At 41.6% G+C, this 19,475-nt stretch carries 16 protein-coding genes and 1 tRNA gene; 7 read left to right on the top strand and 10 right to left on the bottom strand.

Annotation, left to right across the window (positions count from 1 at the left end; all coding sequences use genetic code 11):
- Positions 1–102: 102 nt before the first annotated feature.
- Positions 103–2,265 carry a glycoside hydrolase family 3 N-terminal domain-containing protein gene (locus GS399_RS12805; protein ID WP_160845033.1) on the top strand — a complete coding sequence of 721 codons (2,163 nt, stop codon included), beginning with the start codon at positions 103–105 and terminating at the stop codon, positions 2,263–2,265.
- A 3-nt stretch (positions 2,266–2,268) separates the two neighbouring features.
- Here GS399_RS12805 and GS399_RS12800 read toward each other — a convergent pair whose 3' ends face one another.
- The 9 genes from GS399_RS12800 to GS399_RS12760 form a co-directional block, all read right to left on the bottom strand.
- Entirely contained in the window at positions 2,269–2,778 is a 510-nt protein-coding gene (locus GS399_RS12800) for a DUF4251 domain-containing protein (protein WP_160845032.1), read from the bottom strand.
- Positions 2,779–2,830: 52 nt separating this feature from the next.
- The gene (hemH, locus tag GS399_RS12795) at positions 2,831–3,847 is read right to left on the bottom strand and encodes a ferrochelatase (RefSeq protein WP_160845031.1); all 1,017 of its coding nucleotides are present in this window, start codon (positions 3,845–3,847) and stop codon (positions 2,831–2,833) included.
- Positions 3,848–3,947: 100 nt separating this feature from the next.
- Positions 3,948–4,634: a fatty acid desaturase gene (locus GS399_RS12790; RefSeq protein ID WP_160845030.1), complete on the bottom strand. Its 687-nt coding sequence runs from the start codon at positions 4,632–4,634 to the stop codon at positions 3,948–3,950.
- A 9-nt stretch (positions 4,635–4,643) separates the two neighbouring features.
- A complete protein-coding gene (locus tag GS399_RS12785; RefSeq protein ID WP_160845029.1) occupies positions 4,644–5,492 on the bottom strand; it encodes a 4-hydroxy-3-methylbut-2-enyl diphosphate reductase in 849 nt (282 codons plus the stop codon).
- Between the two features lie 36 nt (positions 5,493–5,528).
- The gene (locus GS399_RS12780) at positions 5,529–6,131 is read right to left on the bottom strand and encodes a carotenoid biosynthesis protein (RefSeq protein ID WP_160845028.1); all 603 of its coding nucleotides are present in this window, start codon (positions 6,129–6,131) and stop codon (positions 5,529–5,531) included.
- A gap of 23 nt (positions 6,132–6,154) precedes the next feature.
- Positions 6,155–7,249, bottom strand: coding sequence for a glycosyltransferase family 2 protein (locus tag GS399_RS12775; RefSeq protein ID WP_160845027.1), 1,095 nt, complete (start codon positions 7,247–7,249; stop codon positions 6,155–6,157).
- Positions 7,250–7,253: 4 nt separating this feature from the next.
- Positions 7,254–7,877: a lysophospholipid acyltransferase family protein gene (locus GS399_RS12770; protein ID WP_160845026.1), complete on the bottom strand. Its 624-nt coding sequence runs from the start codon at positions 7,875–7,877 to the stop codon at positions 7,254–7,256.
- Between the two features lie 35 nt (positions 7,878–7,912).
- Positions 7,913–8,959 carry a TerC family protein gene (locus tag GS399_RS12765; protein WP_160845025.1) on the bottom strand — a complete coding sequence of 349 codons (1,047 nt, stop codon included), beginning with the start codon at positions 8,957–8,959 and terminating at the stop codon, positions 7,913–7,915.
- 1 nt (position 8,960) lies between these two features.
- On the bottom strand, positions 8,961–9,932 hold the full coding sequence (locus tag GS399_RS12760; RefSeq protein WP_160845024.1) for a polyprenyl synthetase family protein: 972 nt from the start codon (positions 9,930–9,932) through the stop codon (positions 8,961–8,963).
- Between the two features lie 341 nt (positions 9,933–10,273).
- On the opposite strand from GS399_RS12760, the gene GS399_RS12755 reads away from it, so the two are divergent.
- Positions 10,274–11,650 carry a hypothetical protein gene (locus tag GS399_RS12755; protein WP_160845023.1) on the top strand — a complete coding sequence of 459 codons (1,377 nt, stop codon included), beginning with the start codon at positions 10,274–10,276 and terminating at the stop codon, positions 11,648–11,650.
- 34 nt (positions 11,651–11,684) lie between these two features.
- On the opposite strand, the gene trxA is transcribed toward GS399_RS12755, so the two are convergent.
- Positions 11,685–11,984 carry a thioredoxin gene (trxA, locus tag GS399_RS12750; RefSeq protein ID WP_160845022.1) on the bottom strand — a complete coding sequence of 100 codons (300 nt, stop codon included), beginning with the start codon at positions 11,982–11,984 and terminating at the stop codon, positions 11,685–11,687.
- 102 nt (positions 11,985–12,086) lie between these two features.
- Here trxA and GS399_RS12745 point away from each other — a divergent pair.
- From GS399_RS12745 to GS399_RS12725, 5 genes are all read left to right on the top strand, one after another.
- Positions 12,087–12,177, top strand: a tRNA-Ser gene (locus GS399_RS12745).
- Positions 12,178–12,534: 357 nt separating this feature from the next.
- Positions 12,535–13,116: an RNA polymerase sigma factor gene (locus tag GS399_RS12740; RefSeq protein WP_160845021.1), complete on the top strand. Its 582-nt coding sequence runs from the start codon at positions 12,535–12,537 to the stop codon at positions 13,114–13,116.
- A 95-nt stretch (positions 13,117–13,211) separates the two neighbouring features.
- Positions 13,212–14,294 carry a FecR family protein gene (locus tag GS399_RS12735; RefSeq protein WP_160845020.1) on the top strand — a complete coding sequence of 361 codons (1,083 nt, stop codon included), beginning with the start codon at positions 13,212–13,214 and terminating at the stop codon, positions 14,292–14,294.
- A gap of 162 nt (positions 14,295–14,456) precedes the next feature.
- A complete protein-coding gene (locus GS399_RS12730) occupies positions 14,457–17,903 on the top strand; it encodes a TonB-dependent receptor (RefSeq protein WP_202409448.1) in 3,447 nt (1,148 codons plus the stop codon).
- A gap of 19 nt (positions 17,904–17,922) precedes the next feature.
- On the top strand, positions 17,923–19,455 hold the full coding sequence (locus tag GS399_RS12725) for a RagB/SusD family nutrient uptake outer membrane protein (protein ID WP_160845019.1): 1,533 nt from the start codon (positions 17,923–17,925) through the stop codon (positions 19,453–19,455).
- Positions 19,456–19,475 lie beyond the last annotated feature (20 nt).

Below are 19,475 nucleotides of genomic sequence, written 5' to 3'. Positions count from 1 at the left end.
AAAAATGAAAAAAATCATCGCAAACCTACGTACGAAATATATATTTTACATAAATAGTCATAATTCATTAACTATGTAAAATCTTTCCAGAATTAAGAAGATATGCGATTATTTAGCTGCTTTACACGCACCACCTTACTTATAATTTTTTGCATCACCCAATCATTTAGTCAAACTTTACCTGCTTTTAGAAATGCCAGTTTATCAAATGAAAGCCGGGTTGAAGATTTAATAAAGCAATTAACTATTACGGAAAAGGCATTATTGCTAGGGTATCGCAGTCAAGCGGTAGAGCGTTTACAGATTCCCGCTTACAACTGGTGGAACGAAGGCTTGCACGGAGTTGCGAGAGCTGGTGAAGCAACGATTTTTCCGCAGGCAATTGGCATGGCTGCAACGTTTAACCCCTCGCTTTTGCGCCAGGTAGGATCAGTTATCTCTACGGAGGCGCGCGCTAAATATAATCTTGCTATTGCTCGCGGCGATCATGGCATGTACGTAGGCCTCACTTACTGGTCGCCCAACATCAATATATTCCGGGATCCGAGATGGGGCCGTGGACAAGAAACTTACGGAGAAGATCCATTTCTTACCAGCGTGATGGGGCTTGCCTATGTGCAAGGTATGCAGGGATCAAATCTCAATCAGCTAAAAATATCTGCTACTGCCAAACATTTTGTGGCACACAGCGGCCCTGAAAATACACGAGATTACTTTAACTCGAATGTGAGCCGAAAAGATTTGAACGACACTTACTTGTATGCTTTCGGAAAATTGGTGAAGGGAGGTGTCTCAAGTGTCATGACGGCTTACAACAGCGTGAATGGTGTTCCGAATTCAGTAAACTCCGCCCTGCTGCGGGACATCTTAAGGAAAGAGTGGGGTTTTAAAGGATACGTTGTGACCGATTGCGGCGCACTTGACGATGTATTCAATACTCATAAGTACGTCAAAACTTCTGTAGAAGCGGCTGCGGCTGCGATAAAAGCGGGCGTTAATCTCGACTGTTCAAGCGTACTTCAGAAAGACGTGGAAGAAGCTGTAAAACTAAAACTCATTACCAACGAAGACGTTAATAACGCACTTAGACCACTGCTTCTGACTCAAATGAAGCTTGGCTTTTATAATGATCCGCAAAAATCTCCTTACTATAATTACCGGGACGATAGTATTCATAATTCGAAACATGTCGCTTTAAGCAGACTAGCCGCACAACAAAGCATGGTTCTGCTAAAGAACGATAACAAACTGCTTCCTTTAAAAGATAAGAGCTTTAACAGCATCATGGTTCTTGGGCCAAATGCAGCATCTCTCGACGCTATTGTTGGGAGTTATCATGGTGTAAATGCCCAAATGGTCAATTTTGTAGAAGGTATTTCAGGTGCCGTAAGTAAAGGTACACGTGTGGAATACGATTTAGGGACGAGCGATAATGATTCATCACATTTCGGTGGAATATGGGGGGCTGGCAATGCCGATGTTACAGTAGCAGTCATCGGACTAACTCCGGTTTATGAAGGTGAAGCCGGCGATGCATTCTTATCAGCAGCGGGTGGCGATAAAAAAGACCTTAATCTTCCTGACAACCAATTAGCGCTTATGAAGGCGCTGCGTAAAGGTGTTAAAAAGCCGATCATCGCCGTTGTGACCGCGGGCAGCGATGTTAACATTGCAGCAATTGAGCCTTATGCAGATGCAATCATCCTGGCCTGGTATCCGGGTGAACAGGCTGGCAATGCACTCGCTGATATTATTTTAGGAAAAGTATCACCATCCGGGCGTTTGCCGCTAACTTTTTATAATTCTGTAGATGACCTGCCCTCTTTTGATAATTATGCAATGAAGGGCCGCACTTACCGTTACTTTACCGGAAAAGTCCAGTATCCTTTTGGATTTGGATTGAGCTATACTACCTTCAATCATAATCTTCAATCAACATTGAAAAAAGAATACCGTCAATCGGATACGATAACAGTAACCTGCCAGTCAACTAATACAGGCAGCATAAAAGCTGATGACGTTATACAAGGCTATATCCATTATCCAAAAATTGATGGTATGCCTGTTAAGGAATTAAAGGCATTCGCGCGACTAACTTTGGAGGCTCAGCAAAGCGGCCTGGTAACTTTTAAAATACCGGTTAGTGAATTAATGAAATGGGATGCGGCTAAAAACAAGGCAGTACTTTATCCGGGAAAGTATGAACTGATAGTCGGAAAAAACGCCCTGGATGATGAAGTGGTTGCTCTTTTTACTATCAAATAACTGCTACTTCTTTTTCTTGCTTTCCCGAAGCTTGTCAACTATTCCATTAAACGATATTGCTTGCCGGTTATTACTTGTAACCTGGAGGCTGGAGTACCCTTCATCGGAAACGGTAAGATACATTTGACGCACATCCTGATTTTTAGGCACGATCGAAATTTGCCAACCGCCTTTCTTTCTTGCCGACTTTGTATAAGTAAAATCTGTAGAAGTAAACTTTATACCGCCCTGGCTGGGATCCATCGGAGCTACGTAATCACGTCCGTAATACGGAAGAAAAACGATCATCGTATCATTTTTTATCTGAACATCATACTCCGATGTAAGCTGGATATTCCGCCCTCCCATTGGCTGCGCAAATTGCGCGATAAATCTGAATTTTTTTGAATCGACGAGCGCTTTGGTATCAGCGATGGCCTTCGCCTTTTTTTGTTCTTTTGTCTGGCTGTAAGCTGCAAACCCAAACGATGAAAACATGGTTAGCAAGAGTAGAATTTTTCGTATTGGTTTCATAGTAATTGATTTACTCCAATATAAGAAATAATTTACTGCTCCCCTATACTTATCAGCAGGAGGTTGCTAGTGCAGTAAGAGCATCGATCCACTTCGGCTCATCGTTCAAACTTTCCACCAGCTGAACGTGCTCACCACCCAGTGCCTTAAATTCTTCGTGATATTCGACGCTAACCTCGTAAACCGTTTCGAGGCAATCAGCCACAAATGCCGGGCAGAATACCAATAATCGTTTTTTGCCCTCTTTCGCAAGCTTCGCAATCACTTCGCTGGTATATGGCTGTACCCATGGGTCTTTACCCAACCGGGACTGAAAGCAAACAGAATATTTTTCCTGGGTGATACCAAGCTGTGCAGCAATGAGCTTCGCGGTATGATGAGATTGTGCAGAATAACAAAACTTATTGGTATCATTTAATGAATCGCAGCAGCCATTAACCTGCAGACAATACTGGTGTGTATGATCGCATTTTTTCAAATGCCGCTGCGGCAATCCATGGAAACTAAAAAGTATGTGGTCGTACGATTCAGGGTTATGTTTTTTACCATTCTCAGCAAATGTCTCAATCATTCCTGTGTTATCGTGGAAGGAATTAACAAAGCTAATTGGCGGAATCGTTTGCCATTTACTCACAATATCCATTACTTTTTGGTGTACCGAACCGGTACTGGCCGAAGCGTACTGAGGGAAAAGTGCAAGCACTTTAATGCTGCTAACCAGCGATTTTTTCATCCGCTCCAACGCATCTTCAATTGAAGGACTCTGGTAGCGCATGGCCAGTTCTACCTGGAACTGATCGCCTAATTTTTCCTGCAAAAGCTCCTTTTGACGAATACTGTAATATAAAAGCGGCGAGCCTTTTTCACTCCATATTTCTTTGTAAAGCTTAGCTGATTTCGGCGCACGAAATGGTACTATCGCGCCTTTAACTAAAAAAGTCCTGCCAACAAGGTAAATATCAATTACCCGTCCATCCATTAAAAATTCATCGAGATATTTTTTAACATCCGGCACCGATGGGCTGTCTGGCGTACCTAAATTTACAAGTAGAATTCCTTGCTTACTCATTCAATTATATTCTCAGCTGGTTTATGAAAAATGATTGCAAAAGTAATTCATTCAATCAGGTAGTTGGCTATCAAAACAACCGCATTTAGTTTTTTACCGCTTAATGACCAACGGACTTAGTTTTCCATAATTTCCACCACGGAAGATGCGGCGTTTCATGATGTTCATAATGATAGCCGAAAAAATAACAACTTATAAACGCTACAAAATGATTTTTCGATTGAGTGCGAGAAAAGTGCTTATTAGTATGTTCGCCATGATGAGGAAGCCATGTGCCGAAATAAAAAAGTTGCAAGGTGCTTAACAACGACGGGAACACCCAAAACAAAAGTAAGTTCGCTTCACTGATCCACAACTTTAACAGATTGTAAATGATGGCCATCAGAACAATTTGCCACCACGACAGATATTCGGAAATAAATTTTACGTACCAACCTAAAAAACCTTTTTCTGAAAAGTCTGGATCATCATCTGTATGAACGTTCTTATGATGCTTATGATGTTTAATATATAATTTCTGGTAGGGAAAAACGGCGTATAAGGCGGTACACAGTTGACCGATGATTGTATTTACCTTTTTATCGTGAGTGACAGTCCCGTGCATCGCGTCATGAGCCGTAATGAAAAGTCCGGTATATAAATGCATCATCCAGAACACAGCAAGATAGGCAAGCGGATTTTTAAATGAGAAATGCCATTGCATCAGCAAAACAAAGCTAAGCAGCCATATACAAATAATGGTTAGCGCGATTAAAAGCCCTTTTGATGATTTATTATTGCCAGGCATAGAAAGGTTTTAGAAAGTCTGAAGGCGGCTTTTAACATCCTCCATTAACCACATGGGTGTTGAGGTTGCACCGCAAATTCCAACTCGTTCATTTGCGGCAAACATGCCGGAAGTAAGTTCTTCCGCGCTGCTTATAAAATAAGTATGTGGATTATACTTTTTGCAAACTTCATAAAGCACTTTGCCGTTGGATGACTTTTTCCCGGCCACAAAAACGATTCTGTCGAATTCAGACACAAATTCTCGAAGTTCTTCGTACCGGTTCGATACTTGCCGGCAGATAGTATCATTTGCTTTAACCTCATGTCCGCGACTAAGCAGTTCGGCCTTAATTTGGTAGAACTTATCGGTGCTTTTCGTGGTCTGGCTGTAAAGTGTAAATTTCTGGGGCAGATCCAGGTTATCCAATTCGCGGATATCCTGAAAAACCAGGGCTTCATTATTTGTTTGCCCTTCCAATCCTACTACCTCCGCGTGGCCATGTTTACCAAAAATGAGAATGTTGTCTCCTTCATCATACGAAGTTTTTATACGGTTTTGCAGCTTCAGAACCACAGGGCAGGATGCATCAATAAGCATAATATTTCGCTCAAGTGCAAGTCTATATGTTTCGGGAGCTTCACCATGCGCACGGATCAGCACTTTTTCATTACTTAAATTGTTAAGTTCCGAATGGTCAATGATCCGCAGACCCTTGGCCTTCAGTCGCTCAACCTCCTCATCGTTGTGCACAATATCTCCTAAACAGTACAGGTAACCCTGCTCCTCTAATATCTCTTCCGCCATTTCGATCGCATAAACTACTCCGAAGCAAAACCCGGACGAACGATCGATAGAAACCTGTAAGTTATAACTCATGATAGTTAATTAATGGCAAAATTACGAAATTGTTTATCAGAACGCCCACTTGTTTAAAATGGCGAAAAATAAAAATTGAACCAGAAGCAATACAGCCGCTGTTGCGTTTCGTTTTTCAAATTTAAATCGAAAAATCACAAACAACATCAACCATGAAATAACGAACCAAGCCAGGTAATTTTGTAGAGGTATTCTTCCCGATTGCCAGCTCCAATAATCAAACTTAACTGCCACGGGTTCGATCAAACGGTCGAGTAACACCATAACTATCGCACCAATTGACACTTTAAAGTATTTGCTCCCGAACGGAACGTAAGATAAGGCCGAGCTAACCCCGAATACAAGCAAAACCCAGTTTATGCCAATTAATAACGGTATGTCCCACAGTTTAATACCCAGGGTGCTTCCGTACGCATACTTACCAAAAATTAATTCGGTTTTTACACCGGCCAATTCAATAAAAAATCCGGACAAATAAATAGTAAGAAGGGCGAAAAAAAAAGCATTGTTCTTATTAGCCTGATCAACATATATCAGCAAAAACATCAGCAGCAGATGAAAAGGAACGAGCTTTAGAAATATAGAAACCGTCTGAGCATTCAAAAAGCCCGCCAGGCCAACGATGTGAAAAACTATCACCAGCGAACAACAAATACGGCTTATTAACCTGGATTGATGATGCGGCCTTTCCAAACAATTCGATTAGTTAGATAATTTTTGATAGAGATGATTGCGACCGTGAGCAAGGCGATCATTTGAAACGGATGAAGTATCACGTTGTATATAACGCTCTGCCCGGAAAGCAGCGAAATCATTACCCGGCTCAGAATAATCAACGTGATTGCAAACAGCAGTAAGCTGACATCCATATAGTATAATGTATACAATTGACCGCCGAAGATAAGAAACTCGTAAAATAGTAATCCTGCAATGCTGTTGTTAAACCCAGCCAGGAGATTCTTACCAAAGCCGCTTATCGCTTCGTCAAACGTTTTATACATTCTGCAGAAGACAAAGCCATTGGCAAGCAGGGCTTCGCCATTATAACCTGATGATTTAACAAGCTTCATAATTTCGATGTCTTCCACCACTTTGTTTTTGACTTGTTCGTGCCATTTGTTAAGCCGGTAATCCTCTGCTTTAAAAAACATAAACTGGCCGCTTGCGGCGGCAAATGAAGCGTTCCGCGATAAACGCACTAATCGCAGCGGCAACAAATTAAGCAGAATAAAATGCATCAACGGCACAACCAGTTTTTCGCCCAAACTAACAGTCACCTGATTAGTGAACAAGCTTAACAAGCTGAGCCGGGAAACGCGCATGCGGTGAATAGCCGCTTCAATGGCTCCATCAGCAATCTGCTCATCCGCATCCATAAAAAGCAGGTATTTTCCGGTCGCATTTTCCGCAAGTTGATGGCATGCGAAATTTTTTCCGAGCCACCCTGCTGGCAACTCTTTGCCGTTTATAATTTTAAAGCGGGAATCCAGGCTGCAGAATTCCCGGCATACGGTGTACGTATCATCTGAAGAATTGTCGTTTAAAATAATTACTTCAATGTGCTGATAATCCTGAATTTTTAAGGAGGTTAGTAACGCCACAATATCGTTGGCCTCATCACGAGCAGGAATTAATACCGACACAAGCTCGTGATAGTGACGCGGAGAATGAGGAAGTTTTGGATTAGAGATAAAATTGAATACCGTAACCGAAAATCGAAGTATGAGAAAACAGAAAATCAGGTACAGCAGGATCATTCAATTATACACTAATGGCGCATTGCTGCTGCCGCGATGTTTCGTAATGGTCATTATAAGCGTCGGCAATCGCCGTTAAATCCAACGGCTCTGCAGGCGTCCATCTTTTTAAATAACAAGTTAAGGTCGGTTTTCGTTTATCAAAGTAATCAACGAACGAAGCCGCAAAAACGTATTGAAATTGGGTCTCACACGCATTAATGATTCGCAAAATGCCTTTCTCAAAACTTATCTTATCTAAATGATTGGAATATAGCTTTCCCTGCGGGAAGTACAAAACTAAATTATCAGGGTTATTGAGAAGCTGACCGGCATAATGTAACGTTTCGATAACTGATTTGGATTTCCTTTTTACCGAAAACGCTCCCAAATATTTAAGAAACCAAACTTTATGATAATTCTCTTCGGTTACCAGCACATAAAATCTTTTTTTGAGGTATCGCTTGTTTAATATAAAAAGAATAAAGCCATCCCACCATGAAAAATGATTGGCAAGCAGCAAAATTGGCAAGCCAGCTTCTTCTTCAGTTCCTTTATAAATTACGCGGTCGAAGTCAGAGCGCATAATTCTACCAATAAACCAGGAAAAAAATATATAAAGAAGTTTACTAGTTTTTGGTGTGTTCATACCGGCCTGTTTTCTAATATGAGAAATTTTACCGGTTAACCGGCAACTTCTTTTTTTGGAAATATCAATGATGCCAGAATACTCAAAGCCAGGATACCAACGATTATGATTAGGGAGTGGATGGTTTTAAATCCCCATTCCGTTAGCCAATGATGACCCAGCATCTTTAAACCAATAAATGTCAGTAAAACTGCCAGTCCGGTTTTCAGATAATGAAACTTCCGGATAACATTTATCAGCAAAAAGAACATGGATCTCAAGCCCAGTATGGCAAAAATATTTGAAAAGAAAACGATATACGGATCTTTGGTAACCGAGAAAATCGCCGGAATAGAGTCTACAGCGAATATTAAATCGGTAAACTCAACAACCAACAGAACGATAAAAAGCGGTGTAACAAGCCAGCGGCCGGCGCTCTTGTAAAAGAAATGATTACCCTCAAACGACGGATGAACACGAAGATATTTAGAGGCCAGCTTAACTACTTTATGATTCTCAGGATCGATTTTTTCGTCATCATCTTTTGCAAAGAACATAGTAATTCCTGTATAAACCAGGAATATTCCGAACACGTATGTTATCCAGTTGAATCGGGCTATTAATACTGCGCCTAAAAATATAAATGCAAAACGCATGACTAACGCGCCAATAATGCCCCAGAACAATACTCTGTGATAATATTTTTCCTCAACGCCGAACGCGGAAAAAATAAGGACCATGACAAAGATATTATCAACGGACAAGGCGTACTCGACAATGTATCCTGTTATAAATTCAACACCAAGCGTATGACGATAACTATTCAGGCTTGATTCAAAATTTCCCGGAATCAGCTTCACATTGTGCGAATGCTTTTTTACAATGTCTGCTAAGTCGCCATAGGTAGAAATGCCATGCAAATGCTCACCGGCATAAATCAACAGGAAATAAAAAGCTATTGCAAAAGACACCCAGATCGAGCTCATGATAGCCGCTTCCTTGAAGCTTATTACATGATCTTTTTTGAAAAGGCCTAAGTCAATTGCCAGTGCAATGACAATAAAAATGATAAAGCCTCCAAAAGACAAAAGCTCGTTTGACATCTTATTTTTTCCGTTCCGTTGTAAATCTCACTAATTGTTCAAGTCCGGTGCGAGCCTCATGGTTTGGAAAAGTATTCAAAATATTGAAAGCGTCTTCCTGGTAGCGGTGCATTTGCATTTCGGCATAAGCAAGGCCGCCGCTGTTTCGCACGAAATGAATCACTTCGGCAACCTTATCAGGTTCTTCATTATGGTTTTTAACCAGGTTTGTTATCCTTCTTTTTTCCGCGGATGATGCCTTATTTAAGGAGTAAATAAGCGGCAAAGTGATCTTTTTTTCTTTAATGTCGATGCCAAGCGGTTTACCCACATCATCAGTTCCAAAGTCGAACAGATCGTCTTTTATTTGAAAGGCAATCCCAATCTTCTCTCCAAAGGCGCGCATTTTTTCGACAGTTTGGATATCGGCGCCAGCCGACGCCGCACCACATGCACAACATGACGCAATTAAGGACGCGGTTTTCTGGCGGATAACTTCATAGTAAACGGCTTCATCAATGTTCAGCTTTCGTACTTTCTCAATTTGCAGCAATTCGCCTTCGCTCATTTGTTTTACCGCCTCACTTACAATTTTAAGCAGTTGAAAATCATCATTATTTACAGAAAGCAACAATCCCTTTGCAAGCAAAAAATCGCCGACTAAAACAGCGATTTTATTTTTCCATAACGCATTAATTGAAAATAGTCCTCTGCGTTCGTACGAGTTATCAACCACATCATCATGCACCAAAGTAGCTGTGTGCAGAAGTTCAACCAAAGCCGCTCCGCGGTGGGTAGCATCTGTGATTCCTCCACATAAACTCGCGGAAAAAAACACAAACATGGGCCTTATTTGCTTGCCCTTACTTTTAACAATATAATGAGTAATTCGATCGAGTAGCGGAACTGAGCTTTGCATAGACTCTTTGAACTTGTCTTCAAAAACATCCAATTCTGCGGCAATGGGTTTTCTGATCTCGTTAAGTTTCAGCATGAACAATAGTTACGTAGCAGAATGTACTGCCTGATAGCTTTTTTGCAAACATAACTCAAAAAACGGATTTGACGAGTGGTAATTGGTCGGCAAATTCATTTCTTATAACGAAGCAAGCTAATCATGCTATTGAATTTTGCACTCATATTGAGATATTTACACGTCAATTGTGCATTTTATTGTGTAGCGTCTCCCACGACAACTTCACTAGTAATTAATTATTTTTAGTGTATCGATTTAAGAATCGTTAATCATCTCTTTTAACTGCTAAACACAAACGAAATCGAGTGTCCCCAGGCTTCGTTTTTTTTTAATACTTACGGAACTTAACAAGCCTGAATATGAAAATTTACATTTCATCCATTACTTCCCTTGTACAATTACTGACGAATCAAAGTAATCAGCTAATTGACGCGCTGACGACCAAAGGAACGTCCACTTATGAGGTCGTAGACGGAGACAAAACCTATACCGTGACACTAAATGTTCAAGACGGCACACCATCTCCACCAGCAGATGTGGTTCCTTATGGAGTAAGTGTGCACTACGGGCAAGGAACTGGTCATGCAGATTATACAACGGATACTATTCCGTTTGCTATCCAACTGATGAAGGATATGCATTTCAATTTTGCCAGGACAGATGCCACTACTGACGAAGTTGGAACCCCTGAAAATCCAAGTTTTGATCCTTTTATGGATGCTGCACAAGCAGCAGGTATTGGAATTATGGCCGTTCTAAGCGTGAGCGCAGCCGGATCAAATCCTCCCGCTTCAGGCGTGGCAGGAAACTGGTCTCAATCAGAATACGATGAATTATATAAAAAGGGGTTAAAAAAAGGTGCGGGTTTCATCCTCAAATATTACGGACGAATTAAATGGATTGAACTTGGGAACGAATTGGACGTAATTGACGACCACATGAAACTTCGGTATGGAAGTGGTACCGGTGAACCTGCAGATCCTACCGGAGATCCGTTACGTTGGGCAAGTACATATAATGGCGAAAACGTTTGTTGGGACATGAGTTATTACGGTGCCTATTTTCACTATATAAAAGGAATGTATAATGGAATAAAACTATTTGACCAAGATTGCAAAATAGGAATGAATTATGCTAATATACACTATGGCCTGTTTATGAGATTTTATGATGATATGATTAATTTGAACGACGGAGCAAAATTTGATTTTATCGCTAATCATTGGTATAATAGCGACGAGTACTTTACAGATAATTCTCATAACACATCGCCCGATTCCGTGCCAATGGAAGGGCAGGCAGTGGATAGAGTAAGGTTAAAATTTACCGAAGCGGAGCGTACTACATTGGCAGGCTTTTCCGAAATTGGATTTTACGATACCAGGGCGAACCCGGACAATTTAACTGACGCCGAATTTAGGCAACTAATGTATGATAATTATTGGAATGACGCAGACTTTTATATTGAGTATGAGCTATTTAATGAGAAGAAAGCAAGAGCAAGTACGCCATCAGAGGCTACTTTAGGATTGATAGATTCTGATGCTACTGAATATAATGACATCGTTAACAGTTTTATAGCAAGGACACCCTTTCCTAAAACGCCGCAAGTCAAAGGTACACCAAGGATTGATCCTTGTATAGAATGGAGGAGGAATCATCCTTTCCTTAGCAATCTGGGACGTCATCATCATCACCACCATCCTCATCGAAGAAATGATGATGCATGCTTCTAAATTTAAAAAGTTAAAGCCTCCAATTATAGAGGCTTTAACTTTGATATTGATTAATGATTTGCCTCAATAAGTTGGCTTGCACAACACCCGACTGACGCCATTTTACCTGACCGTCTTTGAACAGCACCAATGTTGGCACGCCCTGTACATTTAGTGACGAAGCTGCTTGCGGGTTTTTATCGACATCGACTTTCAAAATGACAACTTCATCGCCCACCTCTTTTTTAAGGCTATCTAAAATTGGTGACATTGTCTTACAGGGCCCGCACCATGTTGCAAAAAAATCAACGAGGACGGGTTTCCCAGAGTTTATGATCTCTTTAAAATTTGCCATTAGAATTTTCTCCTTTTAACCAACCTAACCGAATTTAGTTTAGTTATTTTTACATTGTACGAAGCAATATTAAACTTTTTAATACTTTTGCAGCCTTTAATTGGAGAGTTGTCCGAGTGGTTGAAGGAGCACGCCTGGAAAGTGTGTATACGCCAAAAGTGTATCGAGAGTTCGAATCTCTCACTCTCCGCCAAAAACATTTAAACATACAAAGAGCCTTTTTAATTATTAAGGCCTTTTTTTGCATACCCCAAGATATGCATTTATACCAACTTACTATTGAGTAACACTCAAACTCACCGTACACCCCGCAACACAGCTGGTTTTTTGATTATTACAATAGGCGAATAGCCTACAGGAGAACCGAAAAGGATCGTCCGTTTCCTCAGTTTCAGCTTTTCATTTAATTGTAGCCGATGCCTTTGAATCACCTTCAGTCGCTAATGCAAATTAATTTATGCAATCGATTGCGGAATTGAAATATTTTTATAGATTTGTTTAAAGGACTGTAACGCCAATTTTACAATCCACCGTAACCAAATTTAAACCATTGCGAAAAAACTCTTTTATATCCAGTGAAAGTGCTCTTCAACTATGGAGTGATTTGCGTGCAGGAAACGATGTCTCTTATGGCATTTTAATCCGAACATTCGCCAGTCCTTTGTATAAATATGGCATCCGATTTATTGACGATCCGGGATTTGTAGAAGACTGTATACAAGACGTTTTTTTTGAACTTTGGAACAGAAGAGGAAAGATCAAACAGGCAGAATCTGTTAAGTCGTATTTATTTAAGGCACTACGCTTGCGAATTTTCCACGAAAGACCGAAGTGGAAGAAAATTATACCTATCGATGATAACCCTGACTTCCTAGTTGAGTTTAACGTGGAATCTGCTATTATCCATGAAGAGTTGTCGCAGGAGATATGCGCCAAACTTAAATCGATTTTAATGAACCTTCCTAAGAGACAAAAAGAAATTCTGTACTTAAGGTTTTACGAAGGTATGTCACAGGAGAAAATAGCCGAAGTCATGAACCTAAACCGGCAATCAGTATATAACCTGCTGCATGAATCTATTTTAAGCATGCGCAAGTATTGGGCAAAAAGCCCCGTGTACAACAGCTTATAGCAGTTGGCCTGTTGCTAAAAATATTTTCAATTTATACAGTAGATTTCTGTCTTTTCTGAATATATAATAGTAGAAACCAATTATACCCTTACTTCATGACAAACAATAACTTTCAAGAGGTTGAAGATTATCTATTGGATGATTCATTTATTGAATGGGTATTGGGAAACTCGAGACCGAACGAATTCTGGAATGACTACCTTAAAGCGTTTCCACAGAATGAAGAAAAGTTCCATCAGGCCTGTATAATCGCCAAATCACTCAAAATAAAACCCGAAAAGGATTTATCACAGTCGGCAATTGACAGAATGGTTTCAAATTTCGAAGCAAAAACATCTAAAAAAAATTTTGGTGACCTAATCAATTTTTGGAATTTTCGGCCCTTCCGTATTGCTGCGGCTATTATACTATTTTGTTCAGCTGGCTATATTAGTTATGTATTATTACAGCCGGCCAACGAACAGAAGTCACAAACAGCCTTTCAGCGGATAAAAAATAACCAAAATAAATCCGCCATCATTAAGCTGCCGGATGGAAGTTTGGCTGTCTTACAACCAAATGCACAAATTATTTATCCAAAAACATTTGATTCGCGGCAGCGGGAAGTGAATTTAATCGGAGAAGCGTTCTTCGAGGTGACTAAAAATCCCAACAAGCCTTTTTACGTCTTTTCAAAGGAGATGACCGTTCGGGTTGTGGGAACGAGCTTTAATGTTAAGGCTAACGAGGACACTCATTCATTCGAGGTATTGGTGAGTACCGGAAGAGTTGAAGTTTTTGCGGGCAACCTGAAAAATCGGCAAGCCAACACTTTGATAATGGTTTTAATGCCTAATCAACACGCAGTTCTGGACCGTCGGGAATTGAGGCTGAAGAAAGATGTTCTGGCTAAGCCTGTACTGCTTTCCGAAGTATCTACCGCAATTCATTTTAAATTTTCACAAACGCCTTTTCCAACAGTTATCTCAACCATTGAAAAGGCTTATGGCATACATATTTTATACGACGAAGCTGTAATGAAAAACTGCCAGGTAACCGCATCTCTGGTCAGGCAATCACTCGACGAACGCTTAAAACTTATTTGTAAGGCTATTGAAGCAGATTACAAATATGTAAACGGACAGGTTATAATTGAAGGGAAAGGCTGCGGCAATGAACAGATTGACAACACTAATTAAACTCAGAAAAATATGTAGAAAACTCAACCAAGTCAGAAATAATCATCAGCAGTGCTGATCACACTGCCGATGAAGTCGGTTTCTTCCTTTACTCAGTAGCAAACAGTAGAAAAGGAAGTCAGGTATGGAATTTTATCAAAACCAATTAACCATTTCAAATTTATGAAAAAAAAATCTTCATTAACTGCTATAATGCGTATAACGGTTATTCACATGGCTCTTAGTCTTACCCTGATCAGCGGAGCTCTGGCCGGCAATTCCAGCGCCCAGGTACTTGATCAAAAGATTAGTCTGGATGCGAAGAATCTGGAGATCAGCCAGATTTTGGTAAGCATCGAAAAAATCGCAGATGTAACGTTTGTTTATAGTCCGGTATTAATACCAGCATCTAACAAGGTATCTGTAAACTTTAAAAATATTCCATTGGCACAAGTCCTGTCAAAGTTGCTAACCTCCAGAAATATCAAATATGAAGTTTCCGGTAACGCGATAGTGCTGAACCGAATGGTTTCACCCGACGAAATCAACCTTGCAGAATCAGCTACTATTGATCCAAGGCAGGATATAACTATAACCGGAACGGTCACCGACGAAAATTCCGAGCCTATGCTTGGAGTGAGCGTCCTAGTTAAGGGTGGTTCTGTCGCAGTTGCCACTGGCATAAACGGAACCTTTCGTATAAATGTACCGAACGAAAATGCGGTACTGATTTTCAGATCAGTAAACTATGTATCACAGGAAATACCAGTAGGCCGCAATACAGTTCTTAATGTTCAGCTAAAAAGCGACACAAAGGCACTTAACGAGGTTGTTGTGGTAGGTTACGGATCCCAGAAAAAAAGTACATTAACCGGCGCCATTGCTTCTGTAAGTTCAGCTAAAATTAACGCTTTGCCTGTAGCGAGCGTCGAACAAGCCTTACAGGGCCGTGTAGCCGGATTAAACGTAACCAATAACGGATCGCCCGGCACACAACCAATTGTAACTATCCGCGGTATCAGTTCAATAAACTTTGCGTCTGATCCGCTATATGTGATAGACGGCTTTCCGACAGGCAACCTCTCAAGTTTCGACTCAAGAGATATCCAGTCTGTTGAAGTTTTGAAAGATGCGAGTGCTGCAGCGATCTATGGATCCAGGGCAACCAACGGCGTCATACTCATTACAACGAAAAAAGGAAATTCAAATAACAAACTGCAGGTAGCTCTTGACTCTTACGCCGGCATTCAAAGTCCATCTAACCGGTTAGATTTGCTGAACACGGAACAATACGTACAGTATGCCACCGCATTAAATGGAGCTAATAATTTGCCGCCGCGCTTTAGTCCGGCTAATTTTAACAGCCCTATCTACGCAGGCGCAACCCAAACTTATGCGCAAACCTATACCGACTGGCAAGACGCCTATTTTAAAACGAATGCCTTTTTAACTTCAAACAATCTTTCATTAAGCGGAGGAAATGCAATGTCAAAGTTCTATGCCTCGGGAGGTTACTTTTACCAGGATGGCATTGCGCAGGGATTAAGCTATGATCGATATAATTTCAGAATAAACTCAGAACACAAAATCAGCAAGGTGTTTACGTTCGGCGAAAACTTTTACACCGCGGTGGGAAATCAGCATTACGATGCTACACAAGGCAACCGGACTCCACTGACTAACGTTATCCGCATGACGCCATACATCCCGCTTCATGACCCCACAACGAACGGTGGTTACCAGGGCCCGATAAGCAGTTTTGATGGCTCTGACCCAACCAACCCAGTTGAAGCAGCTTTGATTGGCTCCAATACTGTTAAAACGAATAAAACGTTGGGAACCGCTTACCTGGATATAAATTTTACGTCCTGGCTAAGATTTCGTTCAACGTTCGGCATTGATTACACCAACGGCTATACCCAAAACTATACCCCGATTTACAATGACGGTGGAACACTCAGTGCAACGTCCGCAAACATTGCCAACCAACGGGTATCATCAACTACCAAGTTATTTACTGAACAGCTTACGTTTGACAAATCATTCGGTTCACACCACGTTTCTGCCACAGCGGTATATGAACAGCAGGGATACAAAGTTATCACCGAAACATCTTCGGGTAACCAGTCTACTAATCTGATAAAAACGCTTAACGGCGCGTCAAATGTGGCCGCTAACAATACCAACGAGAGCAATCTTTTGCAATCGCTCGTAGGGCGCGTTAACTATGACTTTGAAGGAAAGTATCTCGTGAGCGCATCAATTCGTCGCGATGGATTTTCAATATGGGCCCCTGACCACAAGTTTGCCAACTTCCCCTCAGCATCTGTTGGCTGGAAAATTGACCAGGAAAACTTCCTTAAAAACAGCAAAGTCATATCAGAACTTAAATTGCGGGCTGGATACGGTTTAACGGGCATTCCTCCCGGCGGGCTGGGCAATTACCCGTACCTGTCTCCGGTTAACTCAAACAAGGCATTTTATCCTATCGGCAACGTTGCTCCAGGAGGCGGGAACGCTTCTTACACCAATGGCCTTACCAACCTGGACCTGAGCTGGGAAAAAACAAAACAGCTGAATATTGGCCTCGACCTGGGTTTCAGCGACAACAAATTCACCGTAGTAGCCGAGTATTTTAAACGTAAAACTGATAACCTGATCCTAACCGTACCCACAGCTCCAAGCCAGGGTTTCCTTGGCGTAGGAACATACGCTAACGTCGGCGCTATGCAAAATATAGGCGGCGAGCTTCAGTTAGGTTACCACAAAAGATCTGGTGATTTCACGTTTGACATTGAAGGCCTTTTCAGTGTAATCCGCAATAAAGTACTAAGTTTAAATACGCCCAATGCTTCGATTTTTTCAGGCAGCGATGCGGATTTCGGTGGCGGTGATCCATTCACAAACACTGTGGCCGGCAGATCTGTTCAGTCATTTTACGGATGGATAGCTGACGGCATTTTTAAAAATGCCCAGGAAGTTGCAAACAGCCCTAAACAGGACAATGCAGCCGCCGGTGATATTAAATTCAGAGATATCGGTGGCCCGAACGGTGCTCCCGACGGTGTGATCGATTCTTATGACCGTACGTTTATAGGCAGCTTTCTTCCGGAATTCACATACTCGTTGAACTATTCGGCGAATTACAAAAATTTTGATCTAACCTTATTCTTCCAGGGCGTACAGGGAAATGACGTTTTAAACGCGGAAAACATCATTGTTGAAGGTATGCCAAGGCTGTTTAACTCCGGCATAAACGTTCTTAACGCATGGACACCGGAAAACTCAAGCTCGACAATTCCAAGAGCAATCGCAGGAGATCCAAACCGAAACGGAAGGCTGTCCACACGCTGGGTAGAAGATGGCTCATACCTGCGAATGAAAAATGTGCTTATTGGCTACACAATGTCGCCTACGGTTTTAAGATCATTTGCAAAAAACACAATCAGCCGCCTGAAATTCTATGTGTCTGCACAAAACCTTTTCACATTTACAAAATACAATGGCTTTGATCCGGAAGTCGGCAATAAAAACCAGAACACTTCCGGAGGTACGCTGACCAATGGGGTAGATTTCGGTCAGTATCCGGCAGCACGATCATTTCAATTTGGCATTCAGGCTGGTTTTTAAACAACGTTAACGTAACATCATGAAAAGTAAAACAATATATAAATGCCTCACCATTTTAACGATAATGGGTGCAGGAGTTTTTTCGTGTAAGAAAGATCTAGACATCAGCAATCCGAATGTGGTACCCACTGAAAACTACTTCATAAACACCAGTGAGCTAACTGCGGGTACTTTTGCCATCTACTCCGCATGGCATAGCGTAAATTTGGTGGGCAGGGAATGGTTTTTCCTGCACGACCTTCGGAGCGACGACGTAGTATCAGGAGGAAGCCAGTTGGAGGCACCCCGTAATCAAATTCTTATTGGGGTAGTGGATCCGGCGAATCCGGTAATGAACTCCGTTTGGAATGGCCTTTATGTTATGATTCATCGTGCAAACACGGTAACTGACGCCGCCCCTAACGTAACCGACAACCCCGCAGAAAGAGATAAGCTTGTTGGAGAAGCGAAATTTGCAAGAGCCTGGGCTTATTTTGAACTGGCAAGTATGTGGGGAAGCGTTCCTGTTTACACAACAACAGTAAAAAGCCCCACGGATTCCCATCCCCGGGCAAAAATCGAAGATGTGTACGCGCAAATAGTAAAGGATCTGAGCGAAGCTGCAAGCGTACTTCCCGGAAAATCAGCAACGGACAAGGGCCGCGCGACAGCCGCTGCCGCTTATGCTTTGCTGGGCAGGGTTTATATGCAGTCGGGCGATTATCAAGGTGCGAAAGACGCGTTGCTGAAAATCCCGACTTCAGGAGCTGACGGTTACTCGCTGACATCACGATTCCTGGATAATTTCGAAGAAGAAACCGAGTTTAATAATGAGTCCATTTTTGAGATGGTTTACTCTGACAAAGGCGACAATGGTTTTAATTGGGGAGCTGTAGGCGATGGTGTTTCCGCTGCACAGTCAACTGTACGTAACCAGGAATATAACCCGATTGCCTGGAGAAACCTTATCCCTTCGGACAAAGTGCTAAATGAGTTTGAAAATACCGCCACTGGCGCTGCAAAAACGGATCCCCGTTATGCCTACAGCTTTTATCAAAGCGGAGACACTTATAATAACGGACAATCGACTCTTGTAGAAACCGATCAAAACGGTAATTCATCAACAGTGAATGGCAAGACATTGAAAGTTGGCTTCCGCAAATTTCAGCTGATTTACAAAGAAGATAAAGCGTTTGCCTCCTTTCATCCGGGAAGTAATAATCAGCGTTTGATGCGCTATGCGGAAGTACTGATCAATCTTGCTGAATGCGAAAATGAACTTGGAAATATTCCGGCAGCTGTAGCCTATCTGAACCAGGTTAGGGCACGGCCAAGCGTAGCGATGCCGTCATACCCGACCGCACAATATCCGGTATCCTCAAAAGCAGATGTTGCAAAAGCTATTATGCATGAAAAGACCGCGGAAATGAGCAACGAGGAAGTCAGAAACATTGACATTTTAAGATGGAGAAGAAAAGGCTATTTCGCTGTAGAACCATTGTCATGGTATACGGCAGCGAAGGAATACCTGCCTATTCCCCAGGCAGAAGTTGATAACAATCCTAATCTCTAAAACCAGAGAAAAAACAATGG

Source organism: Hufsiella arboris (assembly GCF_009834875.1).
In the GTDB taxonomy this organism is placed as follows: Bacteria; Bacteroidota; Bacteroidia; order Sphingobacteriales; family Sphingobacteriaceae; genus Hufsiella_A; species Hufsiella_A arboris.
The sequence above is the reverse complement of the archived record's forward strand: the minus strand, read 5'-3'. Positions and strand labels throughout refer to the sequence as shown.

Bases quoted from the DNA above. Each gene is read 5' to 3' on its own strand.
- GS399_RS12725 (WP_160845019.1), top strand. From the start codon at position 17,923: ATGAAAAGTAAAACAATATATAAATGCCTCACCATTTTAACGATAATG.
- GS399_RS12800 (WP_160845032.1), bottom strand. From the start codon at position 2,778: ATGAAACCAATACGAAAAATTCTACTCTTGCTAACCATGTTTTCATCG.
- trxA (WP_160845022.1), bottom strand. From the start codon at position 11,984: ATGGCAAATTTTAAAGAGATCATAAACTCTGGGAAACCCGTCCTCGTT.
- GS399_RS12735 (WP_160845020.1), top strand. From the start codon at position 13,212: ATGACAAACAATAACTTTCAAGAGGTTGAAGATTATCTATTGGATGAT.
- GS399_RS12785 (WP_160845029.1), bottom strand. From the start codon at position 5,492: ATGAGTTATAACTTACAGGTTTCTATCGATCGTTCGTCCGGGTTTTGC.
- GS399_RS12790 (WP_160845030.1), bottom strand. From the start codon at position 4,634: ATGCCTGGCAATAATAAATCATCAAAAGGGCTTTTAATCGCGCTAACC.
- hemH (WP_160845031.1), bottom strand. From the start codon at position 3,847: ATGAGTAAGCAAGGAATTCTACTTGTAAATTTAGGTACGCCAGACAGC.
- GS399_RS12730 (WP_202409448.1), top strand. From the start codon at position 14,457: ATGAAAAAAAAATCTTCATTAACTGCTATAATGCGTATAACGGTTATT.
- GS399_RS12755 (WP_160845023.1), top strand. From the start codon at position 10,274: ATGAAAATTTACATTTCATCCATTACTTCCCTTGTACAATTACTGACG.
- GS399_RS12760 (WP_160845024.1), bottom strand. From the start codon at position 9,932: ATGCTGAAACTTAACGAGATCAGAAAACCCATTGCCGCAGAATTGGAT.
- GS399_RS12765 (WP_160845025.1), bottom strand. From the start codon at position 8,959: ATGTCAAACGAGCTTTTGTCTTTTGGAGGCTTTATCATTTTTATTGTC.
- GS399_RS12805 (WP_160845033.1), top strand. From the start codon at position 103: ATGCGATTATTTAGCTGCTTTACACGCACCACCTTACTTATAATTTTT.
- GS399_RS12770 (WP_160845026.1), bottom strand. From the start codon at position 7,877: ATGAACACACCAAAAACTAGTAAACTTCTTTATATATTTTTTTCCTGG.
- GS399_RS12775 (WP_160845027.1), bottom strand. From the start codon at position 7,249: ATGATCCTGCTGTACCTGATTTTCTGTTTTCTCATACTTCGATTTTCG.